The sequence below is a fragment of the Pseudomonas sp. KB_12 genome (assembly GCF_052114545.1).
GTDB lineage: Bacteria > Pseudomonadota > Gammaproteobacteria > Pseudomonadales > Pseudomonadaceae > Aquipseudomonas > Aquipseudomonas brassicacearum.
The window spans coordinates 68,876-83,494 of the sequence record NZ_JBFREY010000010.1 but is presented as its reverse complement, the minus strand read 5'-3'; the positions used below and the strand labels follow the sequence as shown (position 1 = coordinate 83,494).

13 protein-coding genes are annotated in these 14,619 nt (G+C 61.9%); 6 read left to right on the top strand and 7 right to left on the bottom strand.

What is annotated here, in order from left to right; genetic code table 11:
* Window positions 1–45: 45 nt before the first annotated feature.
* Window positions 46–1,008 carry a thioredoxin-disulfide reductase gene (gene trxB / locus AB4Z20_RS10630; RefSeq protein ID WP_003205459.1) on the bottom strand — a complete coding sequence of 321 codons (963 nt, stop codon included), beginning with the start codon at window positions 1,006–1,008 and terminating at the stop codon, window positions 46–48.
* A gap of 311 nt (window positions 1,009–1,319) precedes the next feature.
* On the opposite strand from trxB, the gene cysZ reads away from it, so the two are divergent.
* Together cysZ and AB4Z20_RS10620 are read left to right on the top strand one after the other, a co-directional pair.
* The gene (gene cysZ / locus AB4Z20_RS10625; protein ID WP_214512479.1) at window positions 1,320–2,075 is read left to right on the top strand and encodes a sulfate transporter CysZ; all 756 of its coding nucleotides are present in this window, start codon (window positions 1,320–1,322) and stop codon (window positions 2,073–2,075) included.
* A gap of 40 nt (window positions 2,076–2,115) precedes the next feature.
* Window positions 2,116–3,315: a glycosyltransferase family 4 protein gene (locus AB4Z20_RS10620; protein ID WP_442089855.1), complete on the top strand. Its 1,200-nt coding sequence runs from the start codon at window positions 2,116–2,118 to the stop codon at window positions 3,313–3,315.
* Between the two features lie 137 nt (window positions 3,316–3,452).
* Here the strand turns inward: AB4Z20_RS10620 and AB4Z20_RS10615 are convergent, their stop codons facing one another.
* The 3 genes from AB4Z20_RS10615 to AB4Z20_RS10605 form a co-directional block, all read right to left on the bottom strand.
* Entirely contained in the window at window positions 3,453–4,556 is a 1,104-nt protein-coding gene (locus AB4Z20_RS10615; RefSeq protein WP_442089854.1) for an NADH:flavin oxidoreductase, read from the bottom strand.
* Window positions 4,557–4,816: 260 nt separating this feature from the next.
* Complete coding sequence (locus AB4Z20_RS10610; RefSeq protein ID WP_442089853.1) at window positions 4,817–5,299, bottom strand: glutathione peroxidase; 483 nt, start codon at window positions 5,297–5,299, stop codon at window positions 4,817–4,819.
* Between the two features lie 121 nt (window positions 5,300–5,420).
* Window positions 5,421–5,906: an FKBP-type peptidyl-prolyl cis-trans isomerase gene (locus AB4Z20_RS10605; protein WP_018612607.1), complete on the bottom strand. Its 486-nt coding sequence runs from the start codon at window positions 5,904–5,906 to the stop codon at window positions 5,421–5,423.
* On the opposite strand from AB4Z20_RS10605, the gene AB4Z20_RS10600 reads away from it, so the two are divergent.
* From AB4Z20_RS10600 to AB4Z20_RS10590, 3 genes are read left to right on the top strand one after another with little or no spacing between them, the layout of a single operon-like run.
* Entirely contained in the window at window positions 5,875–6,213 is a 339-nt protein-coding gene (locus AB4Z20_RS10600) for a DUF3565 domain-containing protein (RefSeq protein ID WP_018612608.1), read from the top strand. The two genes, AB4Z20_RS10605 and AB4Z20_RS10600, sit on opposite strands and share 32 nt — an antisense overlap.
* A gap of 60 nt (window positions 6,214–6,273) precedes the next feature.
* Window positions 6,274–8,373 (top strand): phosphate acetyltransferase, encoded by a 2,100-nt coding sequence (gene pta / locus AB4Z20_RS10595; RefSeq protein WP_214512476.1) that lies wholly within the window; start codon window positions 6,274–6,276, stop codon window positions 8,371–8,373.
* A complete protein-coding gene (locus AB4Z20_RS10590; protein WP_320389430.1) occupies window positions 8,374–9,282 on the top strand; it encodes an acyltransferase in 909 nt (302 codons plus the stop codon).
* Between the two features lie 162 nt (window positions 9,283–9,444).
* On the opposite strand, the gene cysN is transcribed toward AB4Z20_RS10590, so the two are convergent.
* The 3 genes from cysN to AB4Z20_RS10575 all read right to left on the bottom strand — a co-directional run bounded on the left by cysN (window position 9,445) and on the right by AB4Z20_RS10575 (window position 13,299).
* Window positions 9,445–11,343 carry a sulfate adenylyltransferase subunit CysN gene (cysN, locus tag AB4Z20_RS10585; protein ID WP_214512474.1) on the bottom strand — a complete coding sequence of 633 codons (1,899 nt, stop codon included), beginning with the start codon at window positions 11,341–11,343 and terminating at the stop codon, window positions 9,445–9,447.
* 9 nt (window positions 11,344–11,352) lie between these two features.
* Entirely contained in the window at window positions 11,353–12,270 is a 918-nt protein-coding gene (gene cysD / locus AB4Z20_RS10580) for a sulfate adenylyltransferase subunit CysD (protein WP_003178041.1), read from the bottom strand.
* 270 nt (window positions 12,271–12,540) lie between these two features.
* Entirely contained in the window at window positions 12,541–13,299 is a 759-nt protein-coding gene (locus tag AB4Z20_RS10575) for a Nif3-like dinuclear metal center hexameric protein (RefSeq protein WP_442089852.1), read from the bottom strand.
* A gap of 104 nt (window positions 13,300–13,403) precedes the next feature.
* Here AB4Z20_RS10575 and algW point away from each other — a divergent pair, with 104 nt between their 5' ends.
* Entirely contained in the window at window positions 13,404–14,564 is a 1,161-nt protein-coding gene (gene algW, locus AB4Z20_RS10570) for a Do family serine endopeptidase AlgW (protein WP_072344423.1), read from the top strand.
* The last annotated feature ends 55 nt before the right edge of the window (window positions 14,565–14,619 follow it).

Genomic DNA, 14,619 nt, shown 5'->3' with positions numbered 1-14,619 from the left:
GGCATTAAAAAACCGGCCGAAGCCGGTTTTTTTGTGCCCGCTGAATCAGAACGAAGCGTTCTGCAGGCCATCCAGGTAGCGTTCGGTGTCCAGGGCTGCCATGCAACCGGCACCGGCCGAGGTGATCGCCTGGCGGTAGACGTGGTCGGCCACGTCGCCGGCCGCGAAGATACCTTCGACGCTGGTGGCAGTGGCGTTGCCGTCGCGGCCGCCCTTGACCACCAGGTAGCCGTCCTTGAGTTCCAGCTGGCCTTCGAACAGCGAGGTGTTCGGGGTGTGGCCGATGGCGATGAAGACGCCGTCAACCTTGATCTCGTCAAAGCTGCCGTCGTTATTCTTCAAGCGGGCACCGGTCACGCCCATGTTGTCGCCCAGCACTTCGTCCAGGGTCGCGTTGAGCTTGAGGATGATCTTGCCTTCGGCGACGCGGGCATTGAGCTTGTCGATCAGGATCTTCTCGGCGCGGAAAGTCTCGCGACGGTGGATCAGGGTGACCGTGCTGGCGATGTTGGCCAGGTACAGCGCTTCTTCAACGGCGGTGTTACCACCACCGACCACTGCCACAGGCTTGTTGCGGTAGAAGAAACCGTCGCAGGTGGCGCAGGCGGAAACACCTTTGCCCATGAAGGCTTCTTCCGACGGCAGGCCCAGGTAACGAGCGCTGGCGCCGGTGGCGATGATCAGGGCATCGCAGGTGTAGGTCGCGCTGTCGCCGGTCAGGGTGTAGGGCTTGGCGGCGAAATCCACGGCATTGATGTGGTCGAAAACGATCTCGGTCTCGAAGCGCTCGGCGTGTTCCTTCATGCGCTCCATCAAGGCCGGGCCGGTCAGGCCGTGGACGTCGCCCGGCCAGTTGTCGACTTCGGTGGTGGTGGTCAATTGACCGCCGGCCTGCATGCCGGTGATCAGCAGTGGCTTGAGGTTGGCACGGGCCGCATAAACCGCAGCGCTGTAACCGGCAGGGCCGGAACCGAGAATAATCACTCGCGAATGACGCACTTCAGACATGACCTGCTCCTGTTGACCGGACCTTGCGGGCCGGAACGCCGGGTGAGCGGCGCGAATAAAAAAGGACCGTTGACGCACTTGGGGAAGGCTTGGGTTCGACAGTCCTGGAAAAGAATGGGTGCAGCGTATCGAGGGAGCGAAGATTAAGGAAATACGGTTTAACAATCCAGCTCATAGGTGAGCTCTATCCCCAGCGGTCCTTTCAATAGGCGCCTTCGCCTCAAGAAACGTTGTTACACGCCATGTCGCCGCTTTCCCGGGCGAGGCAAAGCCGGTAAGGTCGGCGCGTTCACCTTCGCTCGGAGCCACCTATGCCCGCCCCCGTCCTGTCCGGCCCGCAATATTTGCGAGAGGGTCTCAAGCTGGTCTTGAGCCCGGGCCTGCGCTTGTTTGTACTCTTGCCCCTGGCGATCAACCTGGTGCTGTTCGTCGGCTTGATTTACCTGGCCGGCCACCAGTTCAGCCTGTGGGTCGATACGCTGATGCCGTCGCTGCCAGACTGGCTCAGTTTCCTCAGCTATGTCCTCTGGCCGCTGTTCGTGGTGCTCGTCGTGCTGATGGTGTTCTTCACCTTCACCATGCTCGCCAACATCATCGCTGCACCTTTCAACGGCTTTCTCGCGGAAAAAGTCGAAGTGGTCATCCGTGGCACCGACGACTTCCCGGCCTTCAGTTGGGCCGAGTTGATCGCCATGATCCCGCGGACCCTCGGCCGGGAAGCGCGCAAGCTCGGCTATTTCCTGCCCCGCGCCCTGGGGCTGTTCGTGCTGTCGTTCATCCCCGTGGTCAACCTGGTGGCGGCACCGCTGTGGCTGTTGTTCGGCGTGTGGATGATGGCGATCCAGTACATCGACTATCCGGCGGACAACCACAAGCTGGGCTGGAACGAAATGCTCGCCTGGCTGCGGGAAAAACGCTGGCAGAGCCTGGGCTTTGGCGGCAGCGTGTACCTGGTGCTGCTGATCCCGGTGGTGAACATCCTGATGATGCCGGCAGCGGTGGCCGGCGCGACGTTGTTCTGGGTCCGTGAGCAAGGCGCCGAGACCGCGCTGGCCCGCCAGGGCTGAGCCAGTCACAAATCCATCATCCTGGCGTCACAATGACGAAATGGCCCCGGTCGACACTGGGGTCATGACCACACCTCTGCACATTACCCTGATCACCGAAACCTTCCCGCCGGAAATCAATGGCGTGGCCAATACCCTGGGCCGCCTGTACGACGGCCTGCGCGCCCGCGGGCATCAGGTCGAGCTGATACGGCCGCGCCAGGTCGACGACCAACGCCAGGCCAGTGACGAGCAGTTGCTGCTGTGCCGGGGCTGGCCGCTGCCGGGCTATCCGGGTTTGCAGTGGGGCCAGGCGTCGATGCACAAACTGCTCAGGCGCTGGAAACGCCATCGTCCGGACGTGCTGTACATCGCCACCGAAGGGCCGCTGGGTTTGTCGGCGCTGCGGGCGGCACGGCGCCTGGGCATCTCGGTGGTCAGTGGTTTCCACACCAATTTCCAGCAATACACCCAACAGTACGGCCTCGGGCTGTTGAGTCGCGTGCTCACCCATTACCTGCGCTGGTTTCACAACCGCTCCAGCCTGACCCTGGTGCCCAGCCTCAGCCAGCGCCTGGAACTGGAGCGCCGACATTTCGAGCGCGTGGCGCTGCTGTCGCGCGGCGTAGACAGCCAACTGTTTCATCCGGTCAAGCGCTCGGCGAGCCTGCGTGAGGCGTGGGGCCTGGGCGACGATGACATCGCCGTGATCCACGTTGGACGCCTGGCTCCGGAGAAAAACCTCGGGCTGCTCAAGCGCAGTTTCGCCACGCTGTGCAGTGCTTTCCCAGGGCGACGGATGAAACTGGTGGTGATCGGCGACGGCCCGCAGCGGTCCGCGCTGGAGCAGGAGTTGCCCGAAGCGATCTTTTGCGGCCCGCAACGCGGCGAGGCGCTGGCCAGTCATTATGCGTCCGGGGATGTGTTTATCTTTCCGAGCCTGACCGAAACCTTCGGCAATGTGGTGCTGGAGGCGCTGGCGTCCGGGCTGGGCGTGGTGGCCTACGACCAGGCCGCGGCGGCCCAACATATTCGCCACGGCTATAACGGCGTGCTGGCGATGCCGGGGGATGAGGAGGCGTTCTGCGATGCGGCCCGTTGGCTGCTGGAGAAGCGCGAGACTTTGCGTTGTGTGCGGCTCAATGCGCGCCAGCATGCCAGCCGTCAGGGTTGGGCGTCGGTGATCGAGCAGTTCGAGGCGCAGTTGCGCGGGGTTTGTGTGGGTGAGCAGGTGATGCCTGCTGCGCCGACAGTGCGCTGAATTTTCAGTGAAGCTGAGGCCGCCATCGCGAGCAAGCTCGCTCCCACATTCGGTCCCCAGGGAACACATATCTTGTGTTCACCCTAGATCCACTGTGGGAGCGAGCTTGCTCGCGAAGGCGTCGGATCAGGCCCCGCTTAAACCAGGGTCATCAACGCCTCGCGACTGAACGGCAAGATCTCCTGCTCCCGACCTTCACGGACTTTCTGCGCCCAGTCCGGATCCACCAGCAGCGCACGCCCCACCGCCACCAGGTCGAACTCGTCGTTGTTCAGGCGTTCCAGCAGTTTTTCCAGGCTGGCCGGTTGCGCGATTTTGTCGGTGTTGACCATGAACTGCAGGAATTCGCCGTCCAGGCCGACGCTGCCGACGGTGATGGTGGGCTTGCCGGTGAGCTTGCGGGTCCACCCGGCCAGGTTCAGCTCGGAGCCTTCGAACTCCGGCTCCCAGAAGCGCCGTGTCGAGCAGTGAAAAATATCCACGCCCGCGTCAGACAATGGCTTGAGGAATTCGCCCAGGGCTTCAGGGGTCTGCACCAGACGCGCGGTGTAGTCCTGCTGTTTCCATTGGGAGAAGCGGAAAATGATCGGGAAACCCTCGCCCACCGCCGCACGCACGGCACGGATCAGTTCGATCGCAAAGCGCGAACGGTTGGCCAGGCTGCCGCCGTAACCGTCGGTGCGCTGGTTGCTGCCTTCCCAGAAGAACTGGTCCACCAGGTAGCCGTGGGCGCCGTGGATTTCCACTCCGTCCATGCCGATGCTTTGCGCGTCTTTTGCCGCCTGGGCGAACGCGGCGATAACCTCGTCAATGTCCGCCTGGGTCATGCCGTGGACCACCACCTGGCCGTCCTTGAGCTTTTCGGTCGGGCCATAGCCCGGCACGCTGGCGTCCGGCTCGGTGCCGATGCGTCGCACACTGCCCACATGCCACAGTTGTGGAACGATCTTGCCGCCTTCGGCGTGTACCGCATCAACCACTTTTTTCCAGCCGGCCAACGCGGCGTCGCCATAGAAATGCGGCACGTTCGGGTAGCCGTTGGAAGCCTTGTGCCCCACCGTCGTGCCCTCGGTGATGATCAGGCCGACCCCGGCCGCCGCGCGGCGACGGTAATACTCGATGACCTTGGCATTGGGCACGCCGCCCGGCGAAAAGGAACGGGTCATCGGCGCCATCACCACCCGGGTCGGCAACTCGAGCGCGCCGAGGTGGAAAGGTTTGAACAGGGCTTTTGCAGGCATGAGGCACTCCACGGGACGAAGTCACAGGTCGGATATGACGACGATAATATGGAGCATGGTAAGCGCTGGGTAGCACTATTGATTTGAATGATTAAGGATCAAAAGGGAGTGATGCGTACCGCAGCCTCAAGCACGTCCCCTGTGGCGAGGGAGCTTGCTCCCGCTCGGTTGCGCAGCAACCGCAAAAAAGCCAGGGCCGCTTCGCAGCCCAGCGGGAGCAAGCTCCCTCGCCACAAAGGGATCGCTACAAATTCTTGGGATCAAGCCAGCGCTTTTTCGATCGCCTGGATCACGGCAGGATCATCCGGCGCCGTGCGCGGCGAGAAACGCGCCAGCACCCGCCCGTCCTTGCCGAGCAGGAATTTTTCGAAGTTCCAGGTAATGTCTCCGGGAAACTCGGCCCCCTCGCCCGCCAGCAGGCGGTACAACTGGTGACGATCATGGCCGTTCACGTCCAGCTTGCTGGACAGCGGAAACGTCACGCCGTAGTTGAGGCTGCAAAAATCCTGGATTTCCTGCTCGGTCCCCGGCTCTTGCCCGGCGAACTGATTGCAGGGCAGGCCCAGCACGCTGAAACCCTTGGCCTTGTATTGCTGATAGAGATTTTCCAGCGCCGCGTATTGAGGCGTCAGGCCACATTTGGAGGCGACGTTGACCACCAGCACGACTTGCCCCTTGAACGGCGCCAGAGCAAGCTCCTGACCATCCAGGGCTTTGAGTTTAAGGTCGTGGAAAGCACTCATGACGAACTCCAGGTTTGCGGATCTTTTCGAAACAGCCATGGGTGATGCTAACAGCAACCGACTAAAAAGGCGCCGTATGGCGCCTTTCCAGTTCACTGGTCATTTGAGCGTAGCGCACAAATCAGTGGTGATGGCCGCCTTCGCCATGGACGTGACCATGGGCAATTTCTTCCTGGCTGGCGTCACGGATATCGACGATCTTGACTTGGAAGTTCAAGCGCTGGCCGGCCAACGGGTGGTTGCCGTCAACGGTGACGTCATCGCCTTCCAGGTCGCGGATGGTGACGATCTGCATCTGGCCATCGGGCGCCGAGGCGTGGAACTGCATGCCCACTTCCAGCTCATCCACGCCTTCGAACATGCTGCGGCTCAAGGTGCTGACCAGCTCAGCGGAGTATTCACCGTAAGCGTCTTCCGGCTCAACGGCCACTTTCAGCTCGTCACCGACGGCTTTGCCCTCCAGGGCCTTTTCCAGACCCGGAATGATATTACCTGCGCCTTGCAGGTAGACCAGCGGAGCGCCGCCGGCAGAGCTGTCGATGACCTCACCAGCGTCATTGGTCAGGGTATAGTCGATGGAGACAGCCTTATTGGCGGCGATCAGCATGGGGCGAGACCTTTTGCATAAGAATGAAGAACGGACAAGTCTAAACAAGGATTTGCCCGAAAGCGAACGGAACCCGGACAAACGGGCTAGCTCGAACAGACCGACGGTCACCGGTTTCCATCAGGACGAGGACGGGCACTGGGTGGCCGAGCTGTCCTGTGGCCACACTCAACACCTGCGTCACCAGCCACCGTGGCAGTCCCGGGCCTGGGTGCTGGACCCGGGGCAACGTATTGAAAAAATAGGCCAGCCCTTTGATTGCGGCTGGTGCGCTCAAGGCCCTGTTAGCGATAACCTTGGCGACTGAATTGTGGGTAGATGACCAGTCATAGGTCGCGCCATTGCCATGCTCCCTTAGAGAATCCGCATGCAAACTTTTTTTATCGCACCCACCGATTTTGGTGTGGGCCTGACCTCCATCAGCCTCGGGCTGGTGCGTACCCTTGAGCGGGCCGGACTGAAAGTCGGCTTTTTCAAACCCATTGCCCAACCTCACCCCGGCGACACCGGGCCGGAACGCTCCACCGAGTTGGTGGCCCGCACCCATGGCCTCAAGCCGCCGCAGCCCCTGGGCCTGGCGCACGTCGAGCGCATGCTCGGCGACGGCCAGCTCGATGAGTTGCTGGAAGAGATCATCACCCTTTACCAGCAGGCGGCCATCGGCAAGGACGTGCTGGTCGTCGAAGGCATGGTCCCGACCCGCAACGCCAGCTACGCCGCCCGGGTCAACCTGCACCTGGCCAAGAGCCTGGACGCCGAGGTCATCCTGGTGTCGGCGCCGGAAAACGAAGTGCTGACCGAACTGTCTGGCCGGGTAGAGTTGCAGGCGCAGTTGTTTGGCGGGCCGAAGGACCCGAAAGTTCTCGGGGTGATCCTGAACAAGGTCCGCACCGACGAAAGCATGGAGGCGTTTTCCGCACGGCTCAAGGAGCACTCGCCCTTGCTGCGCAGCGGCGATTTCCGCCTGCTCGGTTGCATCCCGTTTCGCCCCGAACTCAATGCCCCGCGCACCCGCGACGTGGCCGACCTGATGGGTGCGCAGGTGCTCAACGCCGGCGACTACGAAACCCGGCGCATGAGCAACATCATCATTTGCGCCCGCACCATGCGCAACACCGTGGAACTGCTCAAGCCCGGCGTGCTGGTGGTAACCCCCGGCGATCGCGACGACATCATCCTGGCCGTGAGCCTGGCAGCGATCAACGGCGTGCCGCTGGCCGGCTTGCTGCTGACCAGCGACACCCTGCCCGACCCGCGCATCATGGACTTGTGTCGCGGTGCCTTGCAGGCGGGGTTGCCGGTGCTGTCGGTGAGCACCGGTTCCTATGACACCGCTAACCTGCTCAACGGTTTGAACAAGGAAATCCCCATCGATGACCGCGAACGTGCGGAGATCATCACCGATTTTGTCGCCAGCCACCTGGACGCCAAGTGGCTGCACCAGCGCTGCGGCACGCCACGGGAAATGCGCCTGTCGCCAGCGGTGTTCCGCTATCAGTTGATCCAGCGCGCCCAGGCCGCCAACAAACGCATCGTGCTGCCCGAGGGCAGCGAACCGTTGACCGTCCAGGCCGCCGCCATTTGCCAGGCCCGGGGCATTGCCCGCTGTGTGTTGCTGGCAAAACCGGCCGACGTCGAAGCGGTGGCCCGCGCCCAAGGCATCGAACTGCCGCCGGGGCTGGAGATCCTCGACCCGGATTCGATTCGCGAACGCTACGTCGAACCCATGGTGAGGTTGCGCAAGAGCAAGAGCCTGAACGCGCCGATGGCCGAGCAGCAACTGGAAGACACCGTGGTCATCGGCACCATGATGCTGGCCCTGGATGAAGTGGACGGGCTGGTATCCGGCGTCATCCACTCCACCGCCAACACCATCCGTCCGGCGCTGCAACTGATCAAGACCGCGCCAGGATGCTCGCTGGTGTCCTCGGTGTTTTTCATGCTGTTTCCCGAAGAAGTGCTGGTCTACGGCGACTGCGTGATGAACCCGCACCCCAGCGCTGCGGAGCTGGCGGAAATCGCCCTGCAAAGTGCCGACTCGGCCGCCGCGTTCGGCATCACGCCGCGGGTGGCGATGCTCAGCTACTCCAGCGGTGAGTCGGCCAGTGGCGAAGAAGTGGAAAAAGTTCGCGAAGCCACCCTGCTGGCCCACGAGGCCCAGCACGGCCTGTTGATCGATGGTCCGTTGCAATACGACGCCGCCGCCAACGAAACCGTGGCACGGCAATTGGCGCCCAACAGCCAGGTGGCTGGCCGGGCGACGGTGTTCATCTTCCCGGACCTCAACACCGGCAACACCACCCACAAGGCCGTGCAGCGCAGCGCCGATTGCGTCAGCCTCGGGCCGATGCTGCAAGGCTTGCGCAAACCGGTGAATGACTTGCCGCGCGGCGCCCAGGTCGACGACATCGTGTACACCATCGCCCTGACCGCGATCCAAGCCGCCAACCGACCTTTGGACATTTAAATGCTGGACTTCCTGCCTGCCCCCTTGCGCGGCGTCATTGCCTCGCTGCTGTTGGCGCTGAACACCATCGCCTGCTGCACACCGCTGTTCATCGTGGCGATCTTCAAGCTGTTGCTGCCCTTCCCCGCCGCCCAGCGCTTCACCAACTGGCTGATGGGCCACATCCACGAAGCCTGGATCAGCAACAACAAGGCCTGGATGAGCCTGCTGCGTCGTACCCGCTGGCACCTCAGCGGCCTGGAGGGCCTGGACTACCAGCATTCGTACCTGATCACCAGCAACCACCAGAGCTGGGTCGACATCATGGTGTTGCAGTACGTACTGAACCGACGCATCCGGCCGTTGAAGTTCTTCCTCAAGCAGGAACTGATCTGGGTGCCGGTGATCGGCCTGGCCTGGTGGGCGCTGGGCTTCCCGTTCATGAAACGCTACTCCAAGGCTTACCTGGAAAAGCATCCGGAAAAGAAAGGCAAGGACCTGGAAACCACCCGCAAGACCTGCGCGAAGTTTCGCGACAACCCCGTGGGTATTTTCAATTTCGTCGAAGGCACGCGTTTCACCGACGGCAAGCATGCCCAGCAGCAGTCACCGTTTCGCCACCTGCTCAAGCCCAAGGCTGGCGGTATCGCGTTTGTACTGGATGCCATGGGTGAGCAACTGGAGTCGATCATCAACGTGACCATTCATTATCCGGGCGGTCGTCCGGGGTATTGGGATTTGCTCTGCGGCAACGTTGGAGAGGTGGTGGTGCATTTCCAGGAACTGAAGATCCCAGCGCAGTTCATTGGCAAGAACTACGACCAGGACGGCGTGTATCGCTTGGAGTTCCAGGGCTGGATCAACCAGTTGTGGCAGGACAAGGATGCGTTGCTTGCGCAGATGCATCAGGAGTATCCCGCCAAGTCTTGAGGCGGCTGCACAGGCCTCATCGCGAGCAAGCTCGCTCCCACATTGGCTCCACCGCTGACCATTGTGGGAGCGAGCTTGCTCGCGATGGCGTCCCTCCAGACAACAAAAAAAGCCCGCAGATGATCACTCATCCGCGGGCTTTTTTATTTACCGCAGCGAGACTTAGATCGCCCCACGCTTGCGCAGCAGATCCAGCACCTGCTTGACACTCTCTTCCAGTGTCAGCGCCTGGGTGTCGATCACCAGGTCGGCATCCAGCGGCACGTCATACGGGAAGGACTCGCCTGGGATGTTGTCACCAGCGGCGGCATACAGCCCTTGCGGATCACGCTGGGCGCACACCGCTGGCGAAGCCTGGACGTAGACCGTCAGCAGACGCTCCTTGCCGATCAGCGCCTTGGCCTGTTCGCGGCCTTCGGCATCCGGGGCGACAAACGCGGCGAGGGTCAGCAGGCCGGCTTCGTTGAACTGACGGGCGACATGAGCCGCACGGCGCCAGTTCTCGGTACGTCCGGAGCGATCCTGCGGCAAGCCCTTGTTCAGGTCATGACGCAGGTTCTGGCCATCGAGGACAAAGACCGCACGGCCCGAGTCGAACAACTTGCGCTCGACCGCATAGGCCAGCGTGCTTTTGCCAGCGCCCGACAGGCCACTGAACAGAACCGTGGCCGGCTGCTGGCCGAAGCGCTGGGCGCGTTCTTCCACCGACACATGGGCCAGCTTGCCGTGGTGCGTGCTGCTGCCGTGAGCCAGCGGCTGGGCGACGATCATGCCGGCACCGACCGTGCCGTTGGTCAGGCGATCGATGACGATGAACGCACCGGTGGTGCGGTTGCTCTCGTAACCGTCCAGGGCAATCGGCGCATCCAGAGCGATCTTCACCTTGCCGATTTCGTTGAGCTGCAACGCGCTGGCCGGACCTTCTTCAAGGGTGTTCACATCGACCTTGTTGACGATGCTGGCAATCGAGCCCGGCACGTAGCTGGTGGCGCGCTTGATGTCGTATTTCTTGCCCGGCAGCATCGGCTCTTCGGCCATCCACACCAGCATCGCTTCGAAGCTGTCGGTGACCGGTGGCACGTTGTCGGCATGCACCAGCAAGTCGCCACGGGAGATGTCGATTTCGTCTTCCATGGTCAGCGTTACCGCCTGGCCAGGACCTGCATGCTCCAACTCGCCCTCGAAGGTGACGATGGATTTCACGCGGCTGCTCTTGCCCGACGGCAGCACCACCACTTCGTCGCCCTTGTGCACGATGCCGCTGGCGAGGGTGCCGGCGAAACCGCGGAAGTTCAGGTTCGGACGGTTGACGTACTGCACTGGGAAACGCAGGTCGGTGAAGTTACGGTCGCCCGCCACTTCCACGGTCTCGAGGATTTCCATCAGCGACTGGCCGGTGTACCACGGCGAACGCTCGGACTTGTTCACTACGTTGTCGCCCTTGAGGGCAGACATCGGCACGAAGTGCATGGTGGTGGGCTTCATCTTCAAGCCTTCGGCGAACTTCAGGTAGTCGGCCTTGATCGACTCGAACACGCCCTGGTCGAAGTCCTTGAGGTCCATCTTGTTGATGGCCACGACGATGTGCTTGATGCCCAGCAACGAGGCAATGAAGCTGTGGCGACGAGTCTGGGTCTGCACGCCGTAGCGGGCGTCCACCAGGATGATCGCCAGGTCACAGGTGGAGGCACCGGTGGCCATGTTGCGGGTGTACTGCTCATGGCCTGGGGTATCGGCGATGATGAATTTACGCTTGGCGGTGGAGAAATAGCGGTAGGCGACATCAATGGTGATGCCTTGCTCGCGCTCGGCCTGCAGGCCGTCGACCAGCAACGCCAGGTCGATATCGTCACCGGTGGTGCCGACTTTCTTCGAATCGCGGGTGATGGCTTCCAGGTGATCTTCGTAGATCATCTTGGAGTCGTGCAGCAGGCGCCCGATCAGGGTGCTCTTGCCGTCGTCGACGTTACCGCAGGTCAAAAAGCGCAGCAGCTCTTTACGCTCGTGCTGGCCCAGGTAGGCGAGGATGTCCTCGCTGATCAAATCAGATTGATGCGACATGACAGCCCCTTAGAAATAACCTTGACGTTTTTTATCTTCCATCGAGCCTGCGCCATCGTGGTCGATGACCCGGCCCTGGCGCTCGGAAGTTCGCGTCAGGAGCATTTCCTGGATGATGTCCGTCAGGCTTTCGGCCTCGGACTCCACCGCGCCCGTCAACGGGTAGCAGCCAAGAGTACGGAAACGCACTTTCTTCTTGACGATACGGGCTTTGTCTTCGTCGGACAGGTGCTCGAGGATGCGCTCGTCGTCGATCATGATCAGCGTGCCGTTCTTCTCGATCACTTCACGCTCGGCGGCAAAGTACAGCGGCACGATCGGGATGCCTTCGAGGTAGATGTACTGCCAGATGTCCAGCTCGGTCCAGTTCGACAGCGGGAATACCCGGATCGACTCGCCTTTGTTGACCTTGCCGTTGTAGACGTTCCACAACTCCGGGCGCTGGTTCTTCGGGTCCCAGCGGTGCTTGCTGTCGCGGAACGAGTACACGCGCTCCTTGGCGCGGGATTTCTCTTCATCGCGACGGGCACCGCCGAACGCGGCGTCGAAACCATATTTGTCCAAGGCCTGCTTGAGGCCTTCGGTCTTCATGATGTCGGTGTGCTTGGCACTGCCGTGGGTGAACGGGTTGATGCCCTGCGCCACACCGTCCGGGTTCACATGGGTGATCAGGTCCAGGCCCAGTTCCTCGACCATGCGATCGCGAAACTTGTACATTTCCTGGAATTTCCAGCGGGTGTCGACGTGCATCACCGGAAACGGCAGCTTGCCGGGGAAGAACGCCTTGCGTGCCAGGTGCAGCATCACGGCGGAGTCTTTACCGATGGAGTACAGCATCACCGGGTTATCGAACTCGGCGGCCACCTCGCGGATGATGTGGATGCTTTCCGCCTCCAGCTGTTTCAGATGCGTCAGTTTGTCGACCATGGCTACTCACGAAAACTTTCTTATGAACGGCCAGCGGGCCGTGTTCGAGCGGGGAATCCTAGCACAGCGACCTCTTCTAATCAGGGCGCCAACTAGATCGAAACAGCATATGGATATGCCCAGTGGTTCGGGCATTGCGGTGAGTTCTGGGGGAGCCAGTGAACTCTGCGGGAGCAAAGCTTGCTCGCGATAGCGGCGTTGCATGTGCCGACGTCATCGCGAGCAAGCTTTGCTCCCACAGGCCCGCTTCCACAGTTGGTTCAGCGCTAGTCAGATGGGATTCGGGCAATCGATGAAGATGTGCTCCAGGGCAAAGCGTCGCGCCAGGTAATCACCCAGCGCCTGGACGCCATAGCGTTCGGTCGCATGATGGCCGGCGGCGATGAAGCTGATGCCGTTTTCCCGCGCGCTGTGGAACGTCTGCTCCGACGCCTCGCCGCTGAGGTACAGGTCGACACCAGCCAACACCGCCTGATCGATATAGCCCTGGCCGCCACCGGTGCACCAGCCAACCCGGCGGATCATCTGCTCGCCTTCGATCAACAACGGCTCACGCCCCATGGTTTCCTGGACCTTGCGCGCGAAATCCCGCGCCGTCATCGGTTCGGACAGGGAGCCGACCAGGCCGACGATCTTGGGGTTGTCCGGATCCAGCGGTCCCTCGACGGTGATGTCCAACTGGCGGGCCAATTGCACGTTATTGCCCACCTCCGGGTGCAGGTCCAACGGCAAGTGATAGGCCAACAGGCTGATATCATGCTTGAGCAACGTCCTGAGACGACGCTGTTTCATGCCGGTGACGCAAGGGTTTTCGCCCTTCCAGAAATAACCGTGATGCACCAGTACCAGGTCGGCCTCGGCCTCGACGGCAGCGTCAAGCAAGGCCTGGCTGGCGGTGACACCACTGACGATGCGCATCACCTGGGGCGCACCTTCGACCTGCAGGCCGTTGGGGCAATAATCGGCAATCCGGCTGCTGGCCAGGTAACGGTCCGCTTCTTCGACCAGGGTGTTCAGGGCTACGGCCATGAAAAGACTCCTAAATATCCCGTTCAGAGGCACGCGCGGCCTCGTATAATGCGCGACATTATGGGCGGTCTCATACCGCCTGCAACCTCTGTAGGACGTGCTTAATGCTCAAGGCGCTGCGTTTTTCCGGCTGGCCGCTGTTGGCCGGCGTGCTTGTCGCTCTACTGATTATCCAGCGCTACCCGGAATGGGTGGGCCTGCCGAGCCTCGACGTCAACTTGCAGCAGGCGCCGCAAACCAAGGCGGTGCAACAGGGGCCGGTGTCCTATGCCGATGCCGTGACTACCGCGGCGCCAGCCGTGGTGAACCTGTACACCACCAAGGTCATCAACAAACCCAGCCATCCGTTGTTCGAAGACCCGCAATTCCGGCGCTTCTTCGGCGACAACTCGCCCAAGCAGAAGCGCATGGAGTCGAGCCTGGGGTCGGGCGTGATCATGAGCCCGGAAGGTTATATTTTGACCAACAACCACGTCACCAGCGGTGCCGACCAGATCGTGGTGGCCCTCAAGGACGGCCGCGAAACCCTGGCCCGGGTGATCGGCAGCGACCCGGAAACCGACCTCGCGGTACTGAAGATCGACCTCAAGAACCTCCCGGCCATCACCATCGGCCGCTCCGACAGCATCCGCATCGGCGACGTGGCCCTGGCCATCGGCAACCCGTTCGGCGTCGGCCAGACCGTGACCATGGGCATCATCAGCGCCACCGGGCGCAATCAGTTGGGCCTGAACAACTACGAGGATTTCATCCAGACCGACGCCGCGATCAACCCCGGCAACTCCGGCGGCGCGCTGGTGGATGCCAACGGCAACCTGACCGGGATCAATACGGCGATCTTCTCCAAGTCCGGCGGCAGCCAGGGCATCGGTTTCGCCATTCCGGTGAAGCTGGCGATGGAGGTGATGAAGTCCATCATCGAGCACGGCCAGGTGATTCGCGGCTGGCTGGGTATTGAAGTCCAGCCGCTGACTCAGGAACTGGCGGAGTCCTTCGGCTTGTCCGGGCGGCCCGGCATCGTGGTGGCGGGGATTTTCCGCGACGGCCCGGCGCAGAAGGCCGGCCTGCAACTGGGCGATGTGATCCTGAGCATCGATGGCGAGCCGGCCGGCGATGGCCGCCGCTCGATGAACCAGGTGGCGCGGATCAAGCCCACCGACAAGGTGACGATCCAGGTCATGCGCAACGGCAAGGAGCTCAAGCTCACCGCTGAAATCGGCCTGCGCCCACCGCCGGCACCGGTGGTGCTCAAGGAAGAGCAGTAAGGCGCGCCAAGCCTTCCCCGCCTGTGGCGAGGGAGCTTGCTCCCTCGCCACAAAG